The sequence below is a fragment of the Streptomyces sp. W16 genome (assembly GCF_033194735.1).
GTDB lineage: Bacteria > Actinomycetota > Actinomycetes > Streptomycetales > Streptomycetaceae > Streptomyces.
Window position 1 is genome coordinate 1 of sequence record NZ_JAWOAI010000098.1, and the last position, 23,399, is coordinate 23,399.

Genomic DNA, 23,399 nt, shown 5'->3' on the forward strand with positions numbered 1-23,399 from the left:
CCGCCGACCCTCGCGGAGTCGCGGCCGCCACCGCGGCCCTGCTGACGGACGCACGCGCCCGAACCCGCACAGCGCCCGCGACCGACCACACCGTCGTGCCCACCGACATCGCCGGCGGACACGACGAGGCCGAGGCGAAGGACCTGCTCGACCGGCTGGGAGTGGCGACGATGCCACGCCGGGCCTGCTCCGACCGGGCCGCCGCCCACACCGCGCTCGCCGAACTGGGCGGCTCCGTGGCGGTCAAGCTCCTCGACGCCACGGTGCTGCACAAGACCGAGATCGGCGGTGTGCATCTGGGCATCACGACGCCCGCCGAACTGGACACGGCTCTCGACAGGCTCGATGCCGCGGGGGCGCGCCGCTACCTCGTCGAGTCGATGGCACCAGCGGGGGTCGACCTGGTCGTCGGCGCGCGCCGCGATCCCGTGTTCGGCCCCATCGTGCTGCTCGGCCTGGGCGGTACGACGGCCGAGGCACTGGCCGACGTCGCCATCCGACTCGCCCCACTCGCTCCGGCCGAGGCCGCCGCCATGCCGGAGGAGCTGGTCGGACAGGCACTGCTCAACGGCTGGCGCGGCGGTCCCGTCCTGAACCCCGACGACCTGGCCCGGACCGTTGCCTCCCTGGGCACCTTCCTGGCTGCCAACCCGCACCTCGACGAGGTCGAGATCAACCCCTTGCGTCTCACCGCGCACGGCCTGGTCGCGCTCGACGCCGTCATCATCACGAGGGAGGCCGACGATGCCCACCCCGATAGCTGAGAACACCGTCCCCTGGCCGGACGCGGCGGTGGCCCGCTACGTCGCCGAGGGGTACTGGGCAGGGGTGCCGCTGGGCACCCTGCTCCAGGAGGTCGCGGACCGGATGCCGGACGCCCCGGCACTCGTGGATCCCGTCGCGCTCGACGGCACCGGCGTCCGCCTCACCCACGCCGAACTCGCCGCACGGGCCGACGCCGCCGCCGTACGACTGCTGGAGCTGGGCATCGCGGCGGGCGACCGGATCGTCGTACAGCTGGGCAACGGCTGGGAGTTCGTGGTCCTCACGCTCGCCTGTCTGCGTGCCGGCATCGTGCCGGTGATGGCCCTGCCGGCCCACCGGCGAGCCGAACTGGCCTATCTGGCCAGGCACGCCGAGGCGGTGGCGATCGCCGTGCCGGACGTCATGCGCGACTTCGACCACCAGGCACTCGGACACGAGCTGGCCGCCGATGTGCGCGCCGCCACCGGCGCCGACTGGCACGTCCTCGTCGCCGGAGACGACATCGCGCCCGGCAGCATCGATCTCCGCGCCCTGTGCGGGCCCTCGCGGGACGCGAAGGCCGACCGGGCACGCCTCGACGCGGCGGCCCCGGCAGCCCGGGACGTGGCCGTCTTCCTGCTCTCCGGCGGGACCACCGGCCTGCCCAAACTCATCGCCCGCACCCACGACGACTACGCCTACAACGCGCGGGCGAGCGCGGAAGTGGCCGCTGTCGGGCCGGACGCGGTCTACCTGGTCAGTCTGCCCGCGGGGCACAACTTCCCCCTCGCCTGTCCAGGCATCCTGGGCGCGCTGCTGGCAGGCGGCCGGGTCGTCACCCTGCCCTCCCCGGAGCCCGCCCGCGCCTTCGCCACCATCGCGAGCGAGGGCGTCACGCACACCGCGGTCGTCCCCGCGGTCGCCGCCCGGTGGATGGAGTACGCGGCCGAGAACGGATCAGCCGCGCTCGCCAGCCTGCGGGTGTTGCAGGTGGGCGGGGCCCGGCTGGCGGACGAACTTGCGTACAAGGTGAAGCCCGTGCTCACAGCGACGCTCCAACAGGTCTTCGGCATGGCCGAGGGACTGCTCAACTACACCCGGCTCGACGACCCTGACGACATCGTGTGCACGACACAGGGCCGGCCCATGTGCCCGGCCGACGAAGTACGGATCGTCGACGCGTTCGACCAGGACGTCCCCGACGCACAGCCCGGCATGCTGCTCACCCGCGGCCCCTACACGCCTCGTGGCTACTACAGAGCAGCCGAGCAGAACGCGCGCGCCTTCACCCCCGACGGCTGGTATCGCTCCGGCGACATCTGCCGCCGCACCGCGGAGGGCAACCTGATCGTGGAGGGACGGGACAAGGACATGATCAACCGCGGTGGGGAGAACATCTCCGCCGAGGAGGTGGAGAACCTGGTCTATCAGCTTCCCGCCGTCAGCCAGGTCGCGGCCGTCGCCATGCCCGACCCGCGACTCGGCGAGCGCGTCTGCCTCTACGTCGTCCCACGGCCCGGCGAGACCGTCACGCTGGACGAGGTTCGTGACCTCATGGAGAAGATCGGAGTCGCCCGGTTCAAGTTTCCCGAGCGTCTCGTGGTCGTCGACGAGCTGGCGTCCACCAAGGTCGGAAAGATCGACAAGAAGGCACTGCGGAACGACATCGCCGCGCGCCTGGCCTCGGAGGCGACAGTATGAGCGGCCCGCACGATCTCGAACTGACCCTGCCCTGGATGCGCGAGGGTACCGCCCGCTTCCTGGCCGCTGTCGGCGAGTTGACCGACGACGACTTCAAGTCCCCGAGCAAGCTGCCCCAGTGGTCCCGCGCCCACGTCGTGGGCCACCTCGCGCACAACGCCGAGGCACTAGGCCGACTCGCGACCTGGGCACGTACCGGCGTCGAGAACCCGATGTACGCGAGCCGCGATCAACGGGCCGCCGAAATAGCCGAGTCGGCGGCCCTCCCGGCTTCCGAACTGCGATCCAGGGTCACGGCGACCGCCCGAGACCTGGATGACGCCCTCCGCCACCTCGACACCGAGCAGTGGAACGCCCAGGTACGCAGCGCGCTGGGCCGGGCGATTCCGGCAGCGGAGATCCCTTGGATGCGCGTCCGCGAGGTGTGGCTTCACGCCATCGATCTCGACAGCAGTATCTCGGTCGACGACCTGCCCTCGGGCGTGGTCGACGCGCTCCTGGACGACGTCACGGCCGCCCTTTCCCGCAAGGACACATGCCCCGCGCTCGCCCTTGCGCCGACCGACCGCCGCGGCACCTGGCGGATCGGAGCGGCGCGATCCGACGACTCCGGATCAACCGTCGAGCTCAAGGCGACGGCAGCGGCCACGGTGGGCTGGCTGACCGGCCGGATTCCGTCCTCGGAATTGCGGCAAGGACTGCCCGTGCTGCCTTCCTGGCTGTAGATCGGCGGTGGTCGGGGCGGTTGGGCCGGCCGGGTGCCGTCCAACCGCCCCGACAGGCAGGGGCTCTCGTAGCCGATCACGAAAACGTCCCCCTGGTCCTCGACCATGCCGGCGTGCCCGTCGAACGCACACAGGACGCCCTCGGCCAGTGGAGGCGCGTTTTCGCCGCGGTGGCCGCCGAGCCGAACACCATGGTCAAGATCTCCGCTCTGGGGCCAAACGGCCTTCCCCGTCGACGGAGCTGTATTCGATCTACGGCCGTCTCTCCGACCTCCGACGCCTTCGACGAGGTCACCGCCGTGCTCGACCGAACAGAACGGGCGCATCTTTCGACGGCTCGCCGTGCCGGTTCTACCGCGCCGAAGGTGATGTCGAAGGCTTTCAACGTGGTCTTCCCATGGGCCGACGGTCCAAGTCTGTGCCGACGCTGGGGAGGACGTCGTCACCGGTCAGCATCACGACCTGAGAGAAAGGGACTTGACGCCCTTTCAGCGCAGGTAGACACGACCGGGGTCGACATCCCGGCGCAGCAGGCGCAGTTCGTTCTCGGTCGGGGGCGCCACCGTGGCCACGGTTCCGGCGACCCGTAGGTCCCAGCCCGTGGCCGCACAGACCTGGTCCACAGTGACCCCGGGGTGTATGGCCACCAACTGGAGTTCTTCGCCGGGGCCCTGCCTCGCGAGGATGCCCAGGTCGGTGATGACCCGGGTTACGCCCGCACCGAGCGGACGGATTCCGTCGGCCAGGGCTCGGTCCGGTCCCGGTGAGGTGCAGAAGTCGAGCCGGTCGGGCAGCGAGCGCGGCTCGTGACGGCGCATCACGACGAACACCTCGCCGGCGTTTGCCATGACCTCCATCGCACCGCCCGAACCCGGAAGTCGGACCTTCGGATGCGCCCAGTCGCCGATGACCGAGGAGTTCAGGTTGCCCCACCTGTCGATCTGGGCCGCCCCCAGGAAGCCGACGTCGATGTGACCGCCCTGCAGGACGTAGCCGAAGAGGGCGGGCATGGCCAGCACCGCTTCGGCGTCCGTGATCAGCACGGAGTCGGCGATGGTCTCGGGTAGGTGGGACGGGTGCGCTCCGCACACTCCCGACTCGTAGACGATCTCCAATGCGGGGGCGACCGTCAGATGAGCCAGCGATGCGGACAGGGTCGGAAGGCCGATGCCGGCGAAGACGGTTCGCCGGCCGACGAGTTCACGCGAGGCGACGACGGCCAGCAGCTCCGAGGAGGTGATGGGCCCGGTAGCGGCTTCCTCTGGCGGGGCGTTCATGTCCGGTGCTCCTCGGCTCGTCGTGCCCGTTCGGCGCATGCCGCTCGTACGGGGTCGGTGCTCGGGTCGGTCACAGCCGCCGTCCGTAGTTCACCGGGAGGCTCAGTGCCTCACCGACGGCGAGACGCGAGTCGAACTCGCCCTGGAGCTTGGCCAGGTATTCCGCGTGGTCGCGTGTGCCGTGGATCCACTCGGCCATCCAGTTCTTCAGGCGCACCGGGTCTCCGCTGATGTGCGACCAGGACCGGTAGAAGGCGTTGTCCCGGTCGTAGTACCCCTGTGCGAAGGAGGGATGGGCTCCCCGAGGACACTCGACGACCGCGTCCACGGCGTGCGCGGGGATGATGGTCCGGTTCGGATCGGACCGTACGACTTCGTCGGCGACGATCTCCTCCACGACGACGACGGCTCTGCGCGCGGCGAAGACCGCCTCGGCCTGAACTCCGGTGAGCCCCCAGACCTGTGTGTTCCCGGAACGGTCGGCGCGCTGGGCGTGCACGATCGTCACGTCGGGGTTGACCGGCGGCACCACGTAGATCTGCTCGGGTTCTCCGTCCGAGCCCGCGTAAGGCGACGTCACTTTGCGGAGGGCCGGGTTGACGGACGGCAGGTCACTCCCGGTGTAGGAGCGCAGTGGGTAGAAGGGCAGACGCTGTGCTCCCGCGAGATAGCGGCACACCATGCCGTAGTGGCTGTACTCCTCGAACTCCAACGGCTCGGGTACTCCGCTCTCGATCCGGCGCCGCAACTCCCCCAGTGATCCCGCCGAGGAGTTACCGACGAAGGAGGAGACCAGCTTCGAGACACAGCCACCGGCCAGCATCTGGTCCACGACGATGTCGGCGGTCATCCGGACGATGGTGAGGTTCCTGCGTCCCTGCCGGATGATCTCGTGGCCGGCCGCGGTGGGAATGAGATGGGTGAAGCCCTCCAGACAGACGGTGTCGCCGTCGTGGACGAAGGAGTCGACCGCTTCCCGCATCCCCATCGTCTTGTCCCTGGCAGAGCGCACGGCCTCTGCGGGCAGGGCATCCGGTCCCATGAGGTGCTCCTCGGCGTGGACGAGTGGTCCACCACACCTTGGCACCACTCATTGAGTAGGGTCCAATACTAAATTAGAGCCTCACTGAGACTGCGAATTGATATATCGAAAGCCGCAAGGACGGGAACGGCCATGGAACTGCGCCATGTGACAGCCTTCGTCGCCGTGGCGGAGGAACTGCACTTCGGGAGGGCCGCTCAGCGGCTGCAGATGGCTCAACCGCCGCTCAGTCAGCAGATCCGGCGTCTGGAGAAGGAGCTCGGGGTCCAGCTGTTCGAGCGCAGTACCCGGTCGGTCCGGCTGACCAGCGCGGGCCGCTCCTTCCTGGAACCGGCGCGGGCCGTCCTCGCGGGCGTCGACGTCGCACAGCGTGCGGCCCGGGCAGCCGGCCGAGGCGAGTACGGGCGAGTCACCGTGGGCTTCGCGGGCGCTTCCAGTCACGAGAGCCTGCCGCTCCTCACGCGGGCGCTCCGAGCGTCGCATCCAGGGATCGAGCTGGTCCTGGAAGGGCAGACGTACGCGAACGTCGCCCTGGCGCGGGTCGCGGAAGGATCGCTCGATCTCGGCTTCGTCCGCCTCCCGGTCACCCGGCTCGGAGTCTCCACCCGTGTGATCGCCGAGGAGCAGTTGGTGTGCGCGCTCCCCCTCGACCACCCGCTGGCGGAATCCGAATCGATCCCGGTCGCCGACCTGGCCGACGAGCCGTTCGTCAGCTTCCCCGGCAACGCCGGCTCGTCCCTGCGCGACGCCACCTTCCGCACCTGCGAGACCGCCGGGTTCACGCCCAGGGTGGTTCAGGAAGCGCCCGACTCCTACACCATCCTCGCCCTGGTGGCCGCAGGAGTGGGGGTGACGCTGACACTCACTTCGTGCCGACACATCCAGCAGAACGGCCTGGCCTACCGCCCTCTGGCGGGATCGGCCGTACAGCTTCAGGCCGCGCTGGCCTGGCGTACGGACAATCCGTCCGCGCCCTTGCGAACCGTTCTGTCCGTGGCTGCCCGAGCGCTGCCCACACCTCGGTCGCCCATGGACCGAGGCGCGGGTCCGTCACGTCAGACGTCGTCCGACGCCAGCTCGTAACGCACCGTCTGGACCCTGATGAGGCCGTCCCGGATGACGAAGGTGTCGACACCGTGGGTCGCGCTGGTGTTCGCCGACGTCGCGGTCCATTCCAGGAAGAGAACCTCGCCGCCGAAGAGGGTGGTCTTCATCTCCCAGTCGGCCTTCGGGAGATCGGCGAACAACCGGGTGAAGCTCTCCCGGACACCCTCCTTGCCGTGCAGGACACCCGTAGGCGTGATGACCACCGCATCTTCCGCAAAGTTGGCGGCAAGCTTGTCCAGATCCTCGGCGACCAACGCCGCACCATGACTGGCGTAGACCTCTTCGGGGGTACGGGTCTGCATCTCTCGGTCTTCCATCGGAACCACTTCTGTCTGAGGTCTGTTCGCGAGCTGACGGGCCGCGGACACTTGTCTCTCCTACGGTACATCGAAACGCTATACACATCGAATCGATGCACCTCGAACTCTCCGACGACCCGGTTCCGTCCTTCCACAGCCACGCTGACTGCGCGCCCTGCAAACGCAACCACTACGACAGCCGCCGCGGACCACTTCGCCCCGTGCCGCGGCAGCCGCCCACCCTTGTCGTACGAACGTTCTTATGGTCCGATGAGGTAAGTCGCCGCAGGGCGCCAATCGCGAGGAGTCCTGAGCCGATGAGTGCCGTATCGCGGCGAACCGAGCCGCAACGACGAGACCGCATCCTGACCGTGACACTGGACACCATCGAGGAGCGGGGGCTGAGCGGCGCGACGTACCGCACCATCGCCGCGGCAGCCGACGTCCCTCTCGGGTCGATGACCTACCACTTCCCGAACCGGGACGATCTGATCTTCACCGCGTTCGAGCGCTTCGCGAGCGATCTCTTCTCACCGCTCGACGAGTCCATGGGAAATGTCGAACCCGGCGAGGACCCTCGTGAGCGCCTCGTCCAGATGATCGTCGCGGACTCCCGCGACCGCAGGCGCGACATGGTGCTGCTGGCCGAGCTGTATGTTCTGGCGATCCGCGACGAGCGCTACGCCGAACTGATGCGGCAGTGGATGCGACGCGCCAAGGACGCCGTCTCCCGCCACCTCCAGGGCGTCAGCGGTCACGTCATCGACGCCGTGCAGGAAGGCATCGGCCTGCAACGGTACTTCCTGCCAGAGGAGTTCACCGAGGACGTCGTCCGCCGCACCCTCCACGACCTCATCCCCGAAGTACACGGGACCCGCACGCCTTGAACCAGGCACCCGCGTTCCGGCGTCGCGGCTTGCCAGCCATCAGCCCGCAGGAGGAAGCGATATGACCATCACACGTAACGTGCCCGGCCTGCCGTTCACCCTCTCGCCGTCGTCCGGCGAGGCGTGGACCATCGACGAGGCGACCGCCACGCTGACAGCCACAGCGGCCGCTCACAGCGACATCTTCATCGACCCGGGAGCGGACTCCCAGCTCAACGCCGAGTCCATGCTCAACGCCGCGACCCTGCTCGGCGTCCCCCGGAGGGCGACTTCCAGTTGAGCGCACGCGTCACCGTCGACTTCGAGTCCACCTTCGACGCCGGCGTACTGCTCCTGTGGAGCGATGACCGCAACTGGGGCAAGCTCTGCTTCGAGTTCTCTCCCGACCGCGAGCCCATGATCGTCTCCGTGGTCGCCCGCGGCGTCGCGGACGATGCCAACGCCTTCGTTGTCGACGGCCGGACGGTGTGGCTGCGCGTCTCCCGGATCGATCACGCCTTCGCCTACCACGCGTCCCTCGACGGCAAGACCTGGCGGATGATCCGCTTCTTCACCCTCGACGACACGTCCACGCCCGTCTCGATCGGCTTCGAGGCACAGTCGCCGACCGGTGACGGCTGTGCGGTCACCTTCGACGACATCCACTTCACCCGCGAGCGTCTGCACGAACTGCGCGATGGGTCGTGACGCGGAGGGCGATACGCCTGGATCAGCAGAGAGGCAATACGGCTAGATCACCTGCCCTCGCAGAACACGATCGAGCGCTGCCCGGCCCGCGGGTCCCCATGTCGGCTTGCCGCCAGGAAGGCCCCGGTCTCCGTTCTGGCCCATCAGCATGAGAAACAGGCTCTTCATTGCGGCCAGCCCGCGGGCGCGCCGGATCGTCCCCTCGTCCGCCTGCGCGTATGCGTCGAAGAAGCGTGAGGTGGCACCCGCGGGAAGGATGACCCATGCGGCGGCGAGGTCCAACGCGGGATCGCCGGCGAACACGGCATCGAAGTCGATCACGCCCGAGAGCATCCCGTCCGAGACGACGACGTTCGCGGGATGCAGGTCGCCGTGCACCCACAGGGGCGGGCCCTCCCACTCGGGCGCCGCAACGGCGTCGTCCCAGACGGCTCGGACCTCGTCGGCGAGATCGTCGAGGACGACGGCATGGAAGAAGTGGTCGAAGCCGTCCGTGCACTTCTTCGGGTGGTCGCCGCGGTCCTCGCTGATTGGCGCGTCTTCGGGCGCCTCCACGTGAAGCGCGGTGAGGAAGGCCGCCAGGGTGTCGGCCGCGTGGTCGCCGCGGCTGATGGAGGTGTGGTCGAGTGGCTCGCCGGGGACCCACGTCATGATGGCCCAGGGCTTCGGGAAGCGCGCGGACGGTTCACCGATCCGTACGGGGTTGGGGACCGGGAGCGGCAGACGCGGGGCCAGGGCGGGCAGCCACCGGCACTCCTTGCGCAGCAGGTCCGGAGCACCCGCTGTACGCGGCATGCGCACGGCCAACCCGTCACCAAGGCGCCACATCTGGTTGCCCCAGCCACCCACCACCTCGCGGACGGCGAGCCCCGCGAGATCAGGATGCTGCTCCCGCAGCAGGTCACGGACCAGGTCTGCGGTGATCTCGATCTCGACGTCGCTCATGCGACGCCACAGTACCGGTGCGCCCGTCCAGGATCCGCTGGTGATCCGCGACCGGTCAGCCGCCCGCACCGGTGGCCGATGGCCGCACCTCGACGACGAAGAACAGGAAGTTGGGGCTGGTCGAGAGGTCCTGGAAGCCGTCCGGGAACAGGGCACGGGCGGCCGGGTCGGGCTGCGGCTCGCTGAGGACGCGAAGACGGAAGCCAGCGGTGGTGAAGGCATCGGTCATCGCGTGCAAAGGCCTGCGCCAGAACTCCATCGGGACGGACTGCCCGTTGAGTGTCCAGTCGAAGGTGTAGCTGGTGGTCGCGTGGTAGTCGGGCCGGGGATCCCGGTGGTTGTAGGCCGCGAAGGGGTGGCCCACCGACGCGATCAGCCGGCCGCCGGGCCCAAGCACCCGCCTGAACTCGGCCAGCGTCGGCTCCCAGTCCTCCAGGTAGTACAGGACCAGTGACGCGAGCACGTCGTCGAACACACCGTCGTCGAACGGCAGCGGGTCGCACAGGTCGACCACGTGCAGGGCCACGTCGTCGCCGAGTCGCCGCTTCGCCAGCGCCACCATCCTGGCGCTGGAGTCGATGCCGGTGACGACGGCGCCGCGCTCGCGCAGCGCGGCGGACAGCGGGCCCGAACCGCAGCCGGCGTCCAGGATCCGACGGCCGGTCACGTCCCCCGCGAGGGCCAGCATCGCCGGCCGCTCGTAGTAGGCGTTCACGAGGCTGTTGTCGGACTCCACGGAGAACATCTCGGCGAAGCTGTCGTAGTCGTTGGCCTGGTTCCGATCCGCGGACTTCATCGCAGCAGCCTAGTAGTCACATGATCCGCCGGACAGGCCCGACAGCCGCCCGACCTTCGCCACGCGAGATCACACGCGCCCGGCCGCCGCGCGACCGCCGGGAGCCCGTGCGGCCTTCGAAACCCCTTCAAAAACCTGGGCCGTTCAACAATCCGAGGCCACCGTCTTCTGCCATGGTCCGGGGCCAAGCCCCCCTGAACCGGCCGACGGGCCGGACCTCCGCGTCGCCGAACCGCACGAACGACAGCTCGACGCGTGCCGGAGCCGTTCCCCGGCAGCTCGAAGCCCCGTGAAGCAGCCGAGCCTCAGCAAGATCGATCTCAGCGGCACTTTTTGCACCGCAACTCCCCACGCCGGGTTCCGAATCCGGGCACGGCCCCCGGCGGCACAGCTCTCGTCGTTCAAAGAGTCGGAACTCGGACGAACCGTCCGGCCAGGTGCAGATCCATCTCCACCTGGACGGCCGTGGCACGCAGTTCCGGCAGGACGGCCCTGACACACTCCGCGGCCGAGCGGCGGCTGCTGTGCATGGTGACGTTGACCGCCGCGATGAGGCCGCCCTCGCGGTCACGTATGGGCACGGCTATGGAGCGAAGGCCCGCTTCGAGTTCCTCGTCGACCAGGGCATAGCCCTCCTCACGCACCTGGTCGAGGATCGTCCTGAGGTCGGCGGGCCGCGTGACGGTACGGGGGGTCAACGCCCCCATCCGCACGTGAGCCAGCCTCCTGGAGTACTCCTCGGCAGACAGACCCGCCAACAGGACCCGTCCCGTGGAGGTCGCGTAGGCGGGCATGCGTGAGCCGACGACGATGTCCGCGTCCATGATGCGCCCCGCGGCGACGGAGGCCGCACACTGAATCTCGTCGCCCGTGAGAACCGCGAGAGACGTCGACTCCCGCACCTTCTGGGTGAGAGCGGTGAGGTGGGGGTGGGTGATCCGGGCCAGCGTCGTCCTGGACAAGGATGGGAAACCGAGGGCGAGAACCCGTGGGGTGAGTCGGAAGACCCTGCGGTGCACCGCGACATGGCCGAGATGCTCCAGCGTGATCAGTGCGCGGCGAGCCGTGGCACGGGGCAGGCCGGTGCGCTGGGCGACCTCGGAGAGTGTCAGCTCCGCACGGCCCTCGCCGAACGCGGTGACGACGGTCAGGCCGCGGGCCAGTGACGTGATGAACTCTCCGCCCAGTTCCTGCTTCGACGCGCTCGTCCAGACGGCTAGGCCCGAGGGCGCGCTCCGCGGTTCGGGCGGTGGGGCGTCGGCGAGCTCCCGTTCCATGGCGGCCACCGCCGCCCTCAGTCTGGGCAGAAGGGAGTCGCGCAACGAGTCGGCGCTGTGCCTGCTGGTATGACTCACGGCACTCGCCACGCAGGCGATACGGCCGTCCGGAGCGCGCACTGGAACGGACACCGCCACCAGGCCCGTCTCGATCAACTGATCGTCCATGGCCCAGCCGTGCACACGCGCACGTGCGACCCGTGTTTCGAAGTCCTCGGCGACGGTGCCGTGCGATCGAGGGGGGATCGCCGGGAAGCCCAGGTCATCCGGATCGACGACCTGCCTCTCACGCCACCGCGTCCAGTCGTCCGCGCTCCACTCGGTTGCCAACAGCGGTCCGGGGGCGGTGCGTTCGGCAGGCAGCAGGTCGCCGATACGGAAACTCAGCGACAGGGTACGGCGGCGGATCGCCTGGTGGATGAAGCGAATGCCGTCACCGTCCGCCACGGCGAGGGACACCGACTCGTCGAGTTCGTCGGCAAGTCCGTCGGCGTGCCCGCCCAGCAGATCGGGCAGACGCAGAGCGCCCAGATACGCGTTGCCCAACTCCATCAGACGGGGCTGGAGGACGGCGCTGCTGCCGTCCTGGCGCACATACCCCATGTGGGCGAGCGTTCCGACGACCCGGTCGAGGGTGGCGCGCGCCAGCCCGGTGGCCCGTCCCAGATCGCTCAGGCCGGCCGCCCCTCCGGCATCGGTGAGCCCACGCAGCACGGCGATGCCGCGCATGAGGGGTGCGACCGCCTCCTCCGGCGGCGCGGGCGCCGTTGCGGGGTGGGCGGGCGGCACGGCGTGGGTCGATGTCATGGGCTCTCCGCAGCGGCTGTCTCGTCACTGTAGTGAATGATGCCTGGCGGGTGCGGAGTACCTGTCTGCAGTGAGGGCCGCCTTTCGTTCCCGGCGCTCGGAGCGACCTCGGACACGATGCTGTGGGAAACCCAGCCATTCATGCCGGGCGACCGTCCTACGGCTCCGAGATCTGCAGGGCGAGGTCGTCAGTGGGGTCGCCCGTCCTTGTCGGTGCGGTGTCGCCGTTGTGGTGTTTGGCCTGCTGGATCCGCTCGTAGACGTGCGAGCGCAGTTCCGCGAAGCGGGTGCTGGAGCGGGTGTGCAACTGGTCGCGCTCGTCGGGGAGATCGATGGCCAGGTCCTCCAGCACCACCGTCGGTGACGCGGAAAGGATGATGGTGCGCCGGCCGAGGTAGACGGCTTCGTCGATGTCGTGGGTGACGAACAGGACGGTGACCCCGAGTTCGTGCCACAACCGACGGATGAGGTCCTCCAGTTCGGCGCGGGTCTGGGCGTCGACGGCCGCGAAGGGTTCGTCCATGAGCAGGACCTTCGGCTCGAACGCGACGGCGCGGGCGATGGCGACGCGCTGCTGCATGCCGCCGGAGAGCTGCCAGGGGTAAGCCTGTTGGGCGTCGGCCAGGCCGACCACCTCCAGGGCGTGTTCGACGAGTTCCCGTTCACGGGTCTTTCCGAGCTTCTTGCGGCGCAGCGGAAGGGCGACGTTGTCGCGTACGTTCATCCAGGCGAACAGCGAGCGGCCGTACTCCTGGAAGACCACCGCCATGCCGGGCGGAGGCCCGCTGACCGGCCGGCCGTCCAGCATCACCTCGCCGTCGGTGGGGGTGAGCAGGCCGGCCACGCACTTCAGCAGGGTCGTCTTGCCGCAGCCGGACGGGCCGACAAGGCACACCAGTTCGCCCGCATCGATGTGGAACGTCAGGTTCCGCAGTGCTTCGACGGTGCGGTTGCGTCCGGTGTAGGTCTTCTGAAGGTTGCGTACGTCGAGCATCGACGTCTCCTTGTCAGGGGGTGCGCTGGGCTCGGCGCAGGCCGTGGTACCAGGCCAGGATCCGGTTCTCGGCGAGGCGGAACAGCAGTGACAGGACGAACCCGAGCAGGCCGAGCAGCAGCACTCCGCTCCACATCTCGGGGATGGCGAACGACCGCTGGAACTGCACGATGGTGAAACCCAGCCCGTTGCTGGCGGCGAACATCTCGCTGATGACCATGAGGATGATCCCGATCGACAGCGACTGCCGCATGCCCGTGACGATCTGCGGGCTCGCCGAGCGCAGCACCAGATGCCACAGGCGGGCGGGACCGCCGATGCCGTACGAACGGCAGGTGTCGCTCAGCACCTCGTCCACGGCACGCACGCCCTCGACCGTATTCAGCAGGATCGGCCACAGACAGCCGCTGACGATGACGATGACCTTCATGGTGTCGCCGATGCCCGCGAACAGCATGATCACCGGTACCAGCACGGGCGGGGGGATGGCCCGGAACAGCTCCAGGACCGGTTCCAGGACGTCCCGTACGACGCGGCTCAGACCGACCAGCAGACCCAGCCCGACGCCGATGACGACGGCGAGGAGGTAGCCCGCGCCGAGGCGGAGCAGACTGGGCAGCACGTCCGACTTCAGCCGCGCGCCCGTCCAGACCTCCCCGAACTTCCGCAGGATGGTGGACAGCGGCGGAACGTAGAAGTCGGTGCTGCCCGCGGTGGCGAACCACCACACGGCGAACAGGACCGCGGGCAGGCCCAGAACGAGCGAGACCCGCTTTCCCGCGGTGAGGACTGTTGTCCGGAACATCCGGTCACCCCTTCCCGCGCACGGACGGGTGCCAGTGCAGCGCCCGGCGCTCGACGGCCCGCGCCATGAGGTTGACGGTGACCCCCAGCAGCCCGGTGACCAGGACCAGGGCGTACACCTGCGGAACGGCGCCGGAGGTCTGTGCGACGGCGATCTCGTGCCCCAGGCCCGGGGCCCCGATGACGAGTTCGGCGGTGATCGTGAGCACCAGCGCCACGGTGGCGGCCAGCCGCACACCCGTCATGACGTACGGCAGCGCGGTGGGCCACATGACGTACCGCACCCGCCCCCAGCCGCCCAGTCGATAGCTGCGGGCGGTGTCCTCGGCGACCGGGTCGACGTCCTGGGTCCCGGCCAGCACCTGGACGAGCACCTGCCAGAACGAGGCGTAGACCACCAGCAGGAGCACCGACCTGAGGTCGGTTCCGTAGAGCAGCACCGCCACCGGGATCAGCGCCACGGACGGGATCGGCCGCAGGAACTCGATCGTGGAGGCGGTGACGGCCCGCAGCACGGGCACGGAACCGATCATGATTCCGGCCACCAGCCCGGCCGCCACGGCGATGGCCAGACCCAGGCCCCATCCGGTCAGGGTGTCGCCGAGGGCGGTCCAGAAAGCGCCCTCGGCGAGCAGGTGCCAGAGGGCCCGGGCCATCTCCGAAGCGGGCGGCAGGTAGTCGCCCGACACCAGACCGCTGTGCGGCAGCACCTGAAGTACGACCACCAGGCCGGCCAGTCCGGCCAGACCGCGCAGCGGAGCGGCGGCGCCGCCCAGGCCACGAGGGGTCCGGGCACCGCCGGGACCGGTCCCGGCTCCGGCGGGTTTCGTCGTCACGGACGCGGTTTCCGGCGGTGTCATGAGAACAGCGCGTTCAGGTCCGGCTTCTTGTCACCGAAGATGCCGTCCTCCTCACCGAGCGAGGCCAGCTTCTGCAGCGAGGCCATGTCGATGTCCGTGGGCCAGCTGGGCAGGGAGAGCTTCTGCAGCACCGTGCCACTGATCTTGGTGTAACTGGTGAGTATCTGGCGTGCCTCGTCCGGGTGTTGGGAGGCGTATTCGAGTGACTCGGTCATGGCCGCGGTGAACTTCTTCACGAGGTCGGGCTTCTGCTTCAGGAGCTTCGTGGAGGTGAAGTACGTCGCCACGGTGAGCTTCGGATCGGTCTCGGCGAACGGCGAGGCTACGACACGCGCGCCCTGGCCCCTGGCGATGGTCAGCGCGGGTTCGGCCATCCAGGCGGCGTCCACCTGTCCGCCGTCCAGTGCGGCCGGCATCTGGTCGAAGGGCATCTCGACGAACTTGACCTTGGAGGGGTCGCCGCCGGCCTTGCGCACCGACTCGCGGACGGTGGTGTCGCCGATGTTCTGCAGGGTGTTGACCGCCACCTTCTTGCCGACGAGATCCTTGGCGGACTTGATCGAGCTGTTCTTCTTGACGGCGACTCCGGTGACGTCGGCCCCGATCTTGCCGTTGCTGGCCACTCCGTTGACCACGGACTTGATCGGCACGCCCTTGGTCTGGGCGAGCATCAAGGAGGTGACGTTGCTGAACCCGAACTGGAACTGACCGCTCACCACACCGGGGACGATGGCCGCACCGCCCTGCGCTGTCACCATCTTCAGGTCGATGCCGCGTTTGCTGAAGAATCCCTTCTTCTGCCCCAGATAGAGCGGGGCGACATCCACGATCGGGATGACACCGACCTTGACCTGCGTGACCCCGCCACCGCTTGAGGAGTCGGAGCCTCCGCCCCCGGACGACGAGGATCCACATCCGGCAGCGGCCACGACCGTCGCCAACGTGACGGCAAGCCCAAAAGCGCGCCTTTGCATAGGACCCCTCCTGAGGGAGCGATATGTGCGCCGAGCGCACAATGTTTCGTGTGCCGAACACGACAGGCCGGACGCTAGGCCTCTGTCGCAGCGAGGTCAATAGGTCACACAGAGACAGTTTCGAATCCTCGGCCGCGGCCGCACGACATGAGCGGACACGCACCTCTGGTCTTGAACATCCGCTCCCCGGGAGGGAGTTGACGAGGCAGCCGACGATCGTCCGGCCGACCCTGGAGCGGAGGCTCGGGGGCACCGGGGCCACGTCGCCACCAAGGACGGCACGGCGAAGGCGCGGTCGTCCCGGAGCCGGCGGGCGGCCTCCTCCGGGCAAGCGGTGACCGTCGATTCACCGTCGAGGACCTGGACGAGGCGGCGCCGGGCATGGCACGCAGGCCGGCCCGGGTCACCCGCCGCACACGCCGAACGCCAACGCCTCCCGCACACGGTCCAACCGGCCACCGATCACCGGCCGCGACGCCGCGAAGGGCGCCGCAACAGCGGCTGCACCACGAGATCCCGGGAAGGCCCCCGGACCACCCCCACGACGGCCGCGGAAGCCCGAGCCGCAACACCATTGACACTCGACCCGCCCGGCCCGACACTCATGGCCAGCTCATAGTGAAGCATGATTCGCCAGACGAACAAGCCACTCTCTCAGAGCGCCTCACATCGCCAAGGACGAAGATGGAATCCTCCCCCAGCTCGGCCGCGTCCCACCCCCCACGGCCCATGTTTCACAGGGCCTTCCCACGGCGTCAGCACTTGGCTGCCACCGATGATGCGTACCTCCGGCCACGGCCTGTCCTCGTCCTTCCACTTCCCGCTCGTCATGGTTCGGCGGCGTACGCATGTCGGTGATCTGGTTCGTGGCGACCATTGCTGCCGGACTGCTCCTGCTCAAGCTCCAACTGTCACTCTGTGTCACATCTGCCGTGGCAGCCCTCAACGTTGTGCGGCCGTTCAGCGCCCGGGCCATGGCCTGGGCGGCCACCACCGTCCGCCGCGACAGCGAGCCGGCCGCGGGGATCGGCAGTGCCACCGGCATCGGCCGTGCAGGCGCGATCTTGGGTCCCTGACCGCGCCGCTTCACCGCCAACGGCACCCCGAGCCGGGGGCTTCACCACGTTCGTCCTGGCCGGACTCGTGGGCGCCGTGGCCATCTCACCAGTGCAACCCGCCCGGCGGATCCCCGGAACGAGCCCTCTGTTCCTGCTCCCGCCGCGGCGGCCACGCCCGGACCAACGGGCAGCTGACGCTCGGCTTCCTCGTCCTTCGGTACTTCCCACACTCCGACCCCCACACGAAGTGGAGTCGCCATGTTCCTGAACACCCTGCCACGCCCGGGACGTCTCCTTCGGGCCCTGGCCGCGGCAGCCGTGACCGTGGCTCTGATCACCACCGCCGGAGCCGCCGCCCCGTCCCCCGCACGAGCGGCCACAGACGTGCAGGTCACCAAGGATCTTGCCTACGCCCCCGCCCAACCCACCGGCACTCAGGGCCATCTGCTGGACCTCTACGTCCCCCGGTCCGACCGACCGCTCCCGCTGGTCATCTTCACCGGCGGGTCGGGGTGGCTCGCCGACAGCGGACGCCAGGGGGCCGACAGAGTCGCCGCTCAGCTCAACCCGCGCGGATACGCCGTCGCGGGTGTCGCGATCCGCTCCAGCGGGCAGGCGCAGTTCCCGGCCCAGCTCTACGACATCAAGGGCGCCATCCGCTGGCTGCGGGCGAACGCGGGGGCCTACCACCTCGACCCGGAGAGGTTCGCCATCATGGGCGACTCGTCCGGCGGGTGGACCACGGCGATGGCCGCCGTCACCGGAGACATCCCGGCCCTGGAAGGCGACGTCGGCCCGCAGGGCCCCTCCAGCGCCGTCCAGGCCGCCGTCCCCTTCTACCCGCCGACCGACTTCCTGCAGATGGACGCGCACATGCTGGACAACTGCAGTGAGTTCAACGCGGTGTTCGGCCTGACGGACTGCCACTCCGACGCCCGGTCACCCGAGTCACTACTGCTCGGCTGCACCATCACGGCCTGCCCCGGCGCAGTCGCCGCCGCCAACCCGCTCACCTACATCGGCAAGCGGCCGACCCCGCCGTTCCTCATCCTGCACGGAAAGCAGGACTCCATCGTCCCGTACCACCAGAGCCTCATCCTCTACGACAAGCTCGCGGCGTCGGGCGACGAGGCGCGACTGATCTCCTTCCCCCAGGCCGGACACGGCACCGACTTCGCCATGCTCAGCGACGACGCGACCCGGGCGGGCGCCTACGAGCAGACCGCCCGGCACGGACGGACCACGCCGGCGCGCCCCGTGACACCCACCTGGCAGACCATCGTCTCCTTCCTGGAACACTGCCCGGCGCTCAAGTCCCACTGAGGTGGCCGTCGGCCGCCATCTCACTCGTCGTGGCGGGAGAGCCGGTGGCCGACGGTTCCGGATGCCGACCGTGGCCAGGCCGACGGCGTACTTCCTGCCGGTCCCCGCGTGACGCCGCCTGACGCGGGGGCGATGACCACGGTGGTGAGCACCCCCGCGTCAAAACAGCGGAGTCGGCACGCGGGCCACGATACGTGTCGGCACCATGAGCCAGCCCACTCGATTCGCATACGAGGAGAATGAGCAGTCCACCGCCGGATGCGTGTACAACCCTGTCACCGGCGGGCGCTGCTCACTCGACGAGCCCCCACAGGCCGCCGCCTTCGACCTGCCGGCACATTTTCCGGATGATCCCGAGCTGCGGCAGGGCACGGACCGGCCGACCCGCGCCCAGTCCGTGCCCTGCCGAGGCGCAACGCCCCGCTTCCATGTCAGCTGCTCACCGTCCGGAACAACCGGCCGGTCTCCTCGCCCGGATCCTTCGGGACGGTGTACCCCGTCTCGTCGCGGATCTCGTCGAAGTGGTCCCGGACGTCCTCCATCGACAGGGCCGGGTTGAAGTAGCCGTCCGTTCTGCCGACGAAGAACCGCGAGACGTGACCGGCGCCCACCGTGTACATCTCGCCGGAGACGGGACAGTCCTCGTGTGCGAGGTAGGCGACGGCCGGCGCGACGAGCGCCGGATCGAGCTTGTCGACGAAGGACTTCATGCGTTCCACGGTCATCGCCTGCCCGGCACGCCCGGGCTCGCGTTCGGGCTCTCGTGCGGGGGCCTTCCCCTGTTCTCCGGTCCGCGTCATGGACTGGGTGAGCATGCGGGTGAGCGCGATCGGGGCCACGGCGTTGGCCTTGATGCCGTAGGCGGCCCCCTCGGCGGCCAGGACGCGGGTGAGGCCGATCAGGCCCGTCTTGGCGGCGCCGTAGTTGCTCTTGTTCGCGGTGCCCAGGAGTCCGGCCGCCGAGGTGGTGTTGACCACCCGGCCGTAGCCCCGCTCCCGCATGACGTCCCAGGCCGGCCGGGTGACGTAGAACGCGCCCTTGAGGTGGACGTCGAGGACGGGGTCGAGCAATTCGGCCGTCATGTCGTGGAACGGTGCGTCCCGCAGGATGCCCGCGTTGTTGACGAGGATGTCCACGGTGCCGTAGGCGTCCAGGGCGGTACGGACGACGGCATGTCCTCCCTCGGGTGTCGCCACGCTGTGCGTGTCCGCCACCGCCTCGCCTCCCAGGTCGCGTATCTCCCGGGACACGCTCTCGGCAGGACCCTCGTCCGTCCCTTCGCCCGCCGTCGACCCGCCGGTGTCGTTGACCACGACACGTGCTCCGCGCGACGCCAGCAGCAGGGCGTACTCCCTGCCCAGTCCCCCGCCCGCGCCGGTGACGACCGCGACCCTGCCGTCGAACCCGAGGTCGGTCATGCGTGGTCCCAGGTGACCGGCATCCGCTCCGGACCGCGCGTGGACACGCCCGACTTCCACACGACGTCGTCCACGGAGTCGGCGAACCGCAGACCCGGCAGCCGGGTCAGCAGGGTGTGGAGGGTGACCTGGAGTTCCATCCGGGCAAGGGGAGCGCCGAGGCAGTGGTGGGCTCCGTGGCCGAACCCGATGTGGGGGGCCTCCTTGCGCGTCAGATCGAGTTCTTCAGGATCTGTGTAGACGGTCTCGTCCCGGTTGGCCGAGGACCTGTCGACCACCACGGGCTCGCCCGCGCGCACGGTCACGCCGCCCAACTCGACGTCCTCCAGGGCGTAGCGCGGCTGCGAGCTGCCCGCTCCGGCGGGGATGTAGCGCAGCAGTTCCTCGACCGCCCTGGGCACCAGGTCGAGGTCGGCGCGCAGGGCCGCGAGCTGGTCGGGGTTGGTGAGCAGTAGGTAGACGAAGTTGGGGATCTGTGTGGCGGTGGTCTCGTGGCCGGCCACGAGGATCGTCTCCGCCATCGTCAGTAGTTCCTCCTCGGAGAGGCGGTCCTCGGCGTCGCGGGCGGCAACGAGGGCGGACAGCAGGTCGTCCTGCGGTTCCTGGCGCCGCTCGGCGGTGAGGGCGGCGACGTACTCCCGCAGCTGTGCGCGGGAGTCGGCCACCTGCTCCCGGGTGAACTTGCTGGTGGACAGGTAGGCGTCCGCCCAGCGGCGGAAATCGCTCCGGTCTTCGAAGGGCACGCCGAGCAGTTCGCACATCACGGCGATCGGCAGCGGCAGTCCGAAGTCGCGCACGAGATCCGTGGGCGGCCCCTCGGTCAGCATCGTGTCGACGAGTCCGTCGGCGATCTGCTGCACGCGCGGCCGGAGTTGGTCGATGCGCCGCATGGTGAACGCCTTCGCCACCAGCCTGCGCAGCCGGCTGTGCTCGGGCGGGTCGAGGCTGATCATCGCTCCGGCGCCCGCCGGATAGGGACGGGAGCGGGGCTGGTCCCGGCCGACGGCGGCGGCACGGCTGAAGCGCGGGTCGCCGAGGACGACCTTGACGTCCTCGTAGCGGGTGGCCAGCCAGGCCGGTTCGCCGTACGGCAACTGGACGCGGCACAAAGGCTGTTCACGCCGCAACGCGACGTACAGCGGGTCGAAGTCGAGCTTCTCGGTGGCGAACGGATAGGCCCGGGGTTCTGTGACGGTCATGGGTGCCTCTCGGTACGGTCGCGGTTCACCAGGTGACGGGCAGTTCGTGCACGCCGTAGATGCTCATGTCCCCGCGGAACCTCACCTCCTCGAAGGGAACCGCCAGTTGCAGGTCCGGGAGCCTGCGCAGCAGGGTGGGCAGCGCGATCTCCAGTTCCGCGCGGGCCAGGATCTGGCCGATGCACTGGTGGGTTCCGTGGCCGAAGGCGACGTGTCCGCGGACATCGCGGCCGATGTCGAACTCGTCGGGTTCGGGGAGGAATTCGGGGTCCCGGTTGCCTGCGGGCAGGTTCATGACGAGGCCCTCGCCCGCCTTGACGAGCTGGCCGCCGATGGTGACGTCCTCGGCGGCCACGCGGGCGACCAGGCTGTGCACGATGGTGAGGTGGCGCAGCAGTTCCTCCACCGCGCCCGAGACCACCTTTGGGTCGTCGGTGTCCCGGATACGGGCGAGGTCGTCGGGGTGGCGGAGCAGGAACAGAGTGCTCAGGGCGATCATGTTGGCCGTGGTCTCATGGCCGGCGTTGAGCAGGATGTGGCCGTTCATCGCCACCGTGTCGCGGTCGACGTCCCCGGCGGCGACGTGCTCACGCAGCAGTCGGCTGATCAGGTCGTCGCCCGGCTCCGCCTCCTTGCGCGCTACCAGTTCCCGCAGGTAGCCGAACAGGGCCCTGGTCGCGGCGGTCCGCTCCTCCTGCGGGCGGTGCAGGCTCATCATGACCGCCGTGTACTCCTGGAAGAGCTCGTGGTCCGCGTACGGCACTCCGAGCAGCAGGGAGATCACGAAGGACGGCACCGGCAGCGCGAAGTCCCGCACGATGTCCGCCGGTTGGCCCTTGCCGATCATCCGGTCGAGAAAGTCGTCCACCATCTCCTGGATGCGCGGACGCATGGCCTGGACCCGCTTGACGGTGAAGTCCTTGGTCAGCATGCGGCGCAGCCGGGCGTGTTCCGGGTCGTCCATCCGCGGGAAGATCGACGGAGCGCCCTCCCCGCGCTCCTCCCCCTGCAGTCGGCCGACGATGTCCGCGCTGACCCGGGGATCCGTCATGGCGGTCTTGATGTCCTCGATCCGGCTCACCACCCAGACGGTGTGGCCGTTCCACACCGCCCTGCGCAGCCCCTCCGCCTCGCGCCACTTCGCGTAGTCGGCCGGGGGGTCGAAAGGACAGCGGGCGGAACGCTCACCGGGATAGACCGGAAGATCAGCCGTTTCGTTCGCGTCGGTCACCGTGCTCATCGATGCTCCTGGGTCGGTTCGGACGGGTTCTCACCGCTCTGGATCTCCGCCCTCATCCCGGCCAGCCAACTGCGCTCCGCGTCGATCCGGGCGATCCCGTGATCGAGCGCCAGGCGGCTCCAACGCTCCACCCGCACGGACGCCAGCGCGGCGACACGGTCGCGGTTGCGGACCAGCACCCAGTCGCGCGCCTCAAGGACGCGGAGTTGTTCCTCCGGGCTCAGCCAGGCGAAGTTCACCAGCCGCGCGTGGAACTCGCGCGACTGGTCCGTACCCCCTTCGGGGAGCTCGGCCAGCATGTCGTGCAGGACTTCCCGCCCGACGTCGGTGATCGAGTAGACGTGCCGCGGCGGCTTCGCCTCCTGTTCCTCCGAACTGCGCAGCACCGCCCCGCCGTCGACGAACTGACGCAGCCGTGGGTAGAGGGAGTTGTTCGACAAGGAGTGCCCCGTCGCCGCCTCCACCTCCCGGCGCAACTCGTATCCGTGACGCGGCCCGCGGGCCAGCTCGGCCAAAAGGAGGATGTCGATCCACATAGCAGTTACCGTAACCTAGGTCTCCGTAACCTAGCAATCAACACCCGCCCGACTCCGCCGAGAACGAGGACGAAAACCATGCATGTGGAAGTGGAACTCGACGAACCCAAGTGCGTCGCCGCCGGCCAGTGTGTCGTGGCCGCTCCGGACGTGTTCGATCAGCGGGACGAGGACGGGGTCGCCGTCCTGCTCGACGACCGGCCCGGCCCGGATCTCCTCGACGGTGTGAAGGAAGCCGCGGCGCTCTGTCCCGCGGCGGCGATCCGTCTGGTGGAGCGGTGAGGCGGATCTTGGTCGTCGGCGCCTCGGCCGCGGGTCTTGCGGCGGCCGAGACGCTGCGCCGGGAGGGCTTCGACGGGACGCTGACCCTCGTGGGCGACGAACCCCACCCGCCCTACGACCGTCCGCCCCTGTCCAAGCAGTTCCTGACCGGACAGTGGGACACCGGACAGCTGGCCTTGCGCACCGGGGCAGACCTGGACGCTCTCGGTCTCGATCTGCGTCTGGGCGTCGCCGCGACCGGACTGGATCCGGCCACCCGGTCGGTGCGGCTGTCGGACGGTTCCACGGTGTCCTACGACGGTCTCGTCATCGCCACCGGAGTACGTCCCCGCCGGCTGCCCGGCAAGGACACGCAGGTGCTGCGGTCGCTCGACGACGCGCTGGCGCTGCGGGACCGGCTGGGTCCCGGGCGCCGGC

Annotated in this window: 24 protein-coding genes and 1 pseudogene; 11 read left to right on the top strand and 14 right to left on the bottom strand. The window is 69.3% G+C overall.

All coding sequences use genetic code 11. The features are described 5' to 3' along the window. The 4 genes from R6V09_RS15690 to R6V09_RS54615 all read left to right on the top strand — a co-directional run. Nucleotides 1-764: acetate--CoA ligase family protein (locus R6V09_RS15690; protein WP_317882014.1), on the top strand; the 764-nt coding region annotated here is incomplete at its 5' end. Then, the gene (locus tag R6V09_RS15695; RefSeq protein WP_317882015.1) at nt 745-2,445 is read left to right on the top strand and encodes a (2,3-dihydroxybenzoyl)adenylate synthase; all 1,701 of its coding nucleotides are present in this window, start codon (nt 745-747) and stop codon (nt 2,443-2,445) included. The genes R6V09_RS15690 and R6V09_RS15695, both read left to right, overlap by 20 nt. Next, nucleotides 2,442-3,170, top strand: coding sequence for a maleylpyruvate isomerase family mycothiol-dependent enzyme (locus tag R6V09_RS15700; RefSeq protein ID WP_317882016.1), 729 nt, complete (start codon nt 2,442-2,444; stop codon nt 3,168-3,170). Before R6V09_RS15695 ends, R6V09_RS15700 begins: the two co-directional genes overlap by 4 nt. 20 nt (nt 3,171-3,190) lie before the next feature. After that, nucleotides 3,191-3,760: an amidohydrolase family protein gene (locus R6V09_RS54615; RefSeq protein WP_442810062.1), complete on the top strand. Its 570-nt coding sequence runs from the start codon at nt 3,191-3,193 to the stop codon at nt 3,758-3,760. Here R6V09_RS54615 and R6V09_RS15705 read toward each other — a convergent pair. Together R6V09_RS15705 and R6V09_RS15710 are read right to left on the bottom strand one after the other, a co-directional pair. After that, complete coding sequence (locus R6V09_RS15705) at nt 3,659-4,447, bottom strand: CoA-transferase subunit beta (protein WP_317882017.1); 789 nt, start codon at nt 4,445-4,447, stop codon at nt 3,659-3,661. The genes R6V09_RS54615 and R6V09_RS15705 overlap by 102 nt on opposite strands. A 70-nt stretch (nt 4,448-4,517) precedes the next feature. Beyond that, on the bottom strand, nt 4,518-5,489 hold the full coding sequence (locus R6V09_RS15710) for a CoA transferase subunit A (RefSeq protein WP_317882018.1): 972 nt from the start codon (nt 5,487-5,489) through the stop codon (nt 4,518-4,520). Nucleotides 5,490-5,621: 132 nt separating this feature from the next. Here R6V09_RS15710 and R6V09_RS15715 point away from each other — a divergent pair, with 132 nt between their 5' ends. Then, the gene (locus R6V09_RS15715) at nt 5,622-6,572 is read left to right on the top strand and encodes a LysR family transcriptional regulator (protein WP_317882019.1); all 951 of its coding nucleotides are present in this window, start codon (nt 5,622-5,624) and stop codon (nt 6,570-6,572) included. Here R6V09_RS15715 and R6V09_RS15720 read toward each other — a convergent pair. Continuing rightward, nucleotides 6,545-6,913: a nuclear transport factor 2 family protein gene (locus R6V09_RS15720; protein WP_317882020.1), complete on the bottom strand. Its 369-nt coding sequence runs from the start codon at nt 6,911-6,913 to the stop codon at nt 6,545-6,547. The genes R6V09_RS15715 and R6V09_RS15720 overlap by 28 nt on opposite strands. A gap of 299 nt (nt 6,914-7,212) precedes the next feature. Here R6V09_RS15720 and R6V09_RS15725 point away from each other — a divergent pair, with 299 nt between their 5' ends. Continuing rightward, the gene (locus R6V09_RS15725; RefSeq protein WP_317882021.1) at nt 7,213-7,782 is read left to right on the top strand and encodes a TetR/AcrR family transcriptional regulator; all 570 of its coding nucleotides are present in this window, start codon (nt 7,213-7,215) and stop codon (nt 7,780-7,782) included. A 61-nt stretch (nt 7,783-7,843) separates the two neighbouring features. Continuing rightward, nucleotides 7,844-8,469: pseudogene (locus tag R6V09_RS15735) on the top strand (DUF1349 domain-containing protein). A 42-nt stretch (nt 8,470-8,511) separates the two neighbouring features. Here the strand turns inward: R6V09_RS15735 and R6V09_RS15740 are convergent. The 7 genes from R6V09_RS15740 to R6V09_RS15770 form a co-directional block, all read right to left on the bottom strand. Then, nucleotides 8,512-9,414: an aminoglycoside phosphotransferase family protein gene (locus tag R6V09_RS15740; RefSeq protein WP_317882024.1), complete on the bottom strand. Its 903-nt coding sequence runs from the start codon at nt 9,412-9,414 to the stop codon at nt 8,512-8,514. A 55-nt stretch (nt 9,415-9,469) separates the two neighbouring features. Then, nucleotides 9,470-10,210, bottom strand: a complete 741-nt coding sequence (locus tag R6V09_RS15745) for a class I SAM-dependent methyltransferase (RefSeq protein ID WP_317882025.1) — start codon at nt 10,208-10,210, stop codon at nt 9,470-9,472. Nucleotides 10,211-10,611: 401 nt separating this feature from the next. Then, nucleotides 10,612-12,294, bottom strand: coding sequence for an IclR family transcriptional regulator domain-containing protein (locus R6V09_RS15750; RefSeq protein WP_317882026.1), 1,683 nt, complete (start codon nt 12,292-12,294; stop codon nt 10,612-10,614). A gap of 157 nt (nt 12,295-12,451) precedes the next feature. After that, nucleotides 12,452-13,288, bottom strand: coding sequence for an ABC transporter ATP-binding protein (locus tag R6V09_RS15755; protein WP_317882027.1), 837 nt, complete (start codon nt 13,286-13,288; stop codon nt 12,452-12,454). Between the two features lie 13 nt (nt 13,289-13,301). Next, on the bottom strand, nt 13,302-14,093 hold the full coding sequence (locus R6V09_RS15760; RefSeq protein WP_317882028.1) for an ABC transporter permease: 792 nt from the start codon (nt 14,091-14,093) through the stop codon (nt 13,302-13,304). Between the two features lie 4 nt (nt 14,094-14,097). Then, complete coding sequence (locus R6V09_RS15765; RefSeq protein WP_442810063.1) at nt 14,098-14,952, bottom strand: ABC transporter permease; 855 nt, start codon at nt 14,950-14,952, stop codon at nt 14,098-14,100. Beyond that, nucleotides 14,949-15,926 (bottom strand): ABC transporter substrate-binding protein, encoded by a 978-nt coding sequence (locus R6V09_RS15770; protein WP_317882029.1) that lies wholly within the window; start codon nt 15,924-15,926, stop codon nt 14,949-14,951. The genes R6V09_RS15765 and R6V09_RS15770 overlap by 4 nt, the downstream gene beginning before the upstream one ends. Before the next feature lie 848 nt (nt 15,927-16,774). Between R6V09_RS15770 and R6V09_RS15775 the strand changes: the two genes are divergently transcribed. Together R6V09_RS15775 and R6V09_RS15780 are read left to right on the top strand one after the other, a co-directional pair. Further along, nucleotides 16,775-17,002, top strand: a complete 228-nt coding sequence (locus R6V09_RS15775; RefSeq protein WP_317882030.1) for a hypothetical protein — start codon at nt 16,775-16,777, stop codon at nt 17,000-17,002. Nucleotides 17,003-17,242: 240 nt separating this feature from the next. Further along, nucleotides 17,243-18,307: an alpha/beta hydrolase gene (locus tag R6V09_RS15780; protein ID WP_317882031.1), complete on the top strand. Its 1,065-nt coding sequence runs from the start codon at nt 17,243-17,245 to the stop codon at nt 18,305-18,307. Nucleotides 18,308-18,738: 431 nt separating this feature from the next. On the opposite strand, the gene R6V09_RS15785 is transcribed toward R6V09_RS15780, so the two are convergent. Genes R6V09_RS15785 through R6V09_RS15800 form a run of 4 tightly spaced genes read right to left on the bottom strand, consistent with a single transcriptional unit; the run spans nt 18,739 to nt 22,700 of the window. Continuing rightward, entirely contained in the window at nt 18,739-19,725 is a 987-nt protein-coding gene (locus tag R6V09_RS15785) for an SDR family NAD(P)-dependent oxidoreductase (RefSeq protein WP_317882032.1), read from the bottom strand. After that, nucleotides 19,722-20,924 carry a cytochrome P450 gene (locus tag R6V09_RS15790; protein WP_317882033.1) on the bottom strand — a complete coding sequence of 401 codons (1,203 nt, stop codon included), beginning with the start codon at nt 20,922-20,924 and terminating at the stop codon, nt 19,722-19,724. The genes R6V09_RS15785 and R6V09_RS15790 overlap by 4 nt, the downstream gene beginning before the upstream one ends. Nucleotides 20,925-20,949: 25 nt before the next feature. After that, nucleotides 20,950-22,164, bottom strand: coding sequence for a cytochrome P450 (locus R6V09_RS15795; protein ID WP_317882034.1), 1,215 nt, complete (start codon nt 22,162-22,164; stop codon nt 20,950-20,952). Then, complete coding sequence (locus tag R6V09_RS15800) at nt 22,161-22,700, bottom strand: PadR family transcriptional regulator (protein WP_317882035.1); 540 nt, start codon at nt 22,698-22,700, stop codon at nt 22,161-22,163. The genes R6V09_RS15795 and R6V09_RS15800 overlap by 4 nt, the downstream gene beginning before the upstream one ends. 78 nt (nt 22,701-22,778) lie before the next feature. Here R6V09_RS15800 and R6V09_RS15805 point away from each other — a divergent pair, with 78 nt between their 5' ends. Both R6V09_RS15805 and R6V09_RS15810 read left to right on the top strand, forming a co-directional pair. Then, nucleotides 22,779-22,982: a ferredoxin gene (locus tag R6V09_RS15805; RefSeq protein ID WP_406451464.1), complete on the top strand. Its 204-nt coding sequence runs from the start codon at nt 22,779-22,781 to the stop codon at nt 22,980-22,982. Further along, the coding region (locus R6V09_RS15810; protein WP_317882036.1) for an FAD-dependent oxidoreductase at nt 22,979-23,399 on the top strand (421 nt) is incomplete at its 3' end. The genes R6V09_RS15805 and R6V09_RS15810, both read left to right, overlap by 4 nt.

Excerpts from the sequence above, each read along its gene's own strand:
- R6V09_RS15695 (WP_317882015.1), top strand. The coding sequence starts at position 745 with ATGCCCACCCCGATAGCTGAGAACACCGTCCCCTGGCCGGACGCGGCG.
- R6V09_RS15700 (WP_317882016.1), top strand. The coding sequence starts at position 2,442 with ATGAGCGGCCCGCACGATCTCGAACTGACCCTGCCCTGGATGCGCGAG.
- R6V09_RS15705 (WP_317882017.1), bottom strand. The coding sequence starts at position 4,447 with ATGAACGCCCCGCCAGAGGAAGCCGCTACCGGGCCCATCACCTCCTCG.
- R6V09_RS15710 (WP_317882018.1), bottom strand. The coding sequence starts at position 5,489 with ATGGGACCGGATGCCCTGCCCGCAGAGGCCGTGCGCTCTGCCAGGGAC.
- R6V09_RS15715 (WP_317882019.1), top strand. The coding sequence starts at position 5,622 with ATGGAACTGCGCCATGTGACAGCCTTCGTCGCCGTGGCGGAGGAACTG.
- R6V09_RS15720 (WP_317882020.1), bottom strand. The coding sequence starts at position 6,913 with ATGGAAGACCGAGAGATGCAGACCCGTACCCCCGAAGAGGTCTACGCC.
- R6V09_RS15725 (WP_317882021.1), top strand. The coding sequence starts at position 7,213 with ATGAGTGCCGTATCGCGGCGAACCGAGCCGCAACGACGAGACCGCATC.
- R6V09_RS15740 (WP_317882024.1), bottom strand. The coding sequence starts at position 9,414 with ATGAGCGACGTCGAGATCGAGATCACCGCAGACCTGGTCCGTGACCTG.
- R6V09_RS15745 (WP_317882025.1), bottom strand. The coding sequence starts at position 10,210 with ATGAAGTCCGCGGATCGGAACCAGGCCAACGACTACGACAGCTTCGCC.
- R6V09_RS15750 (WP_317882026.1), bottom strand. The coding sequence starts at position 12,294 with ATGACATCGACCCACGCCGTGCCGCCCGCCCACCCCGCAACGGCGCCC.
- R6V09_RS15755 (WP_317882027.1), bottom strand. The coding sequence starts at position 13,288 with ATGCTCGACGTACGCAACCTTCAGAAGACCTACACCGGACGCAACCGC.
- R6V09_RS15760 (WP_317882028.1), bottom strand. The coding sequence starts at position 14,093 with ATGTTCCGGACAACAGTCCTCACCGCGGGAAAGCGGGTCTCGCTCGTT.
- R6V09_RS15765 (WP_442810063.1), bottom strand. The coding sequence starts at position 14,952 with ATGACACCGCCGGAAACCGCGTCCGTGACGACGAAACCCGCCGGAGCC.
- R6V09_RS15770 (WP_317882029.1), bottom strand. The coding sequence starts at position 15,926 with ATGCAAAGGCGCGCTTTTGGGCTTGCCGTCACGTTGGCGACGGTCGTG.
- R6V09_RS15775 (WP_317882030.1), top strand. The coding sequence starts at position 16,775 with ATGTCGGTGATCTGGTTCGTGGCGACCATTGCTGCCGGACTGCTCCTG.
- R6V09_RS15780 (WP_317882031.1), top strand. The coding sequence starts at position 17,243 with ATGTTCCTGAACACCCTGCCACGCCCGGGACGTCTCCTTCGGGCCCTG.
- R6V09_RS15785 (WP_317882032.1), bottom strand. The coding sequence starts at position 19,725 with ATGACCGACCTCGGGTTCGACGGCAGGGTCGCGGTCGTCACCGGCGCG.
- R6V09_RS15790 (WP_317882033.1), bottom strand. The coding sequence starts at position 20,924 with ATGACCGTCACAGAACCCCGGGCCTATCCGTTCGCCACCGAGAAGCTC.
- R6V09_RS15795 (WP_317882034.1), bottom strand. The coding sequence starts at position 22,164 with ATGAGCACGGTGACCGACGCGAACGAAACGGCTGATCTTCCGGTCTAT.
- R6V09_RS15800 (WP_317882035.1), bottom strand. The coding sequence starts at position 22,700 with ATGTGGATCGACATCCTCCTTTTGGCCGAGCTGGCCCGCGGGCCGCGT.
- R6V09_RS15805 (WP_406451464.1), top strand. The coding sequence starts at position 22,779 with ATGCATGTGGAAGTGGAACTCGACGAACCCAAGTGCGTCGCCGCCGGC.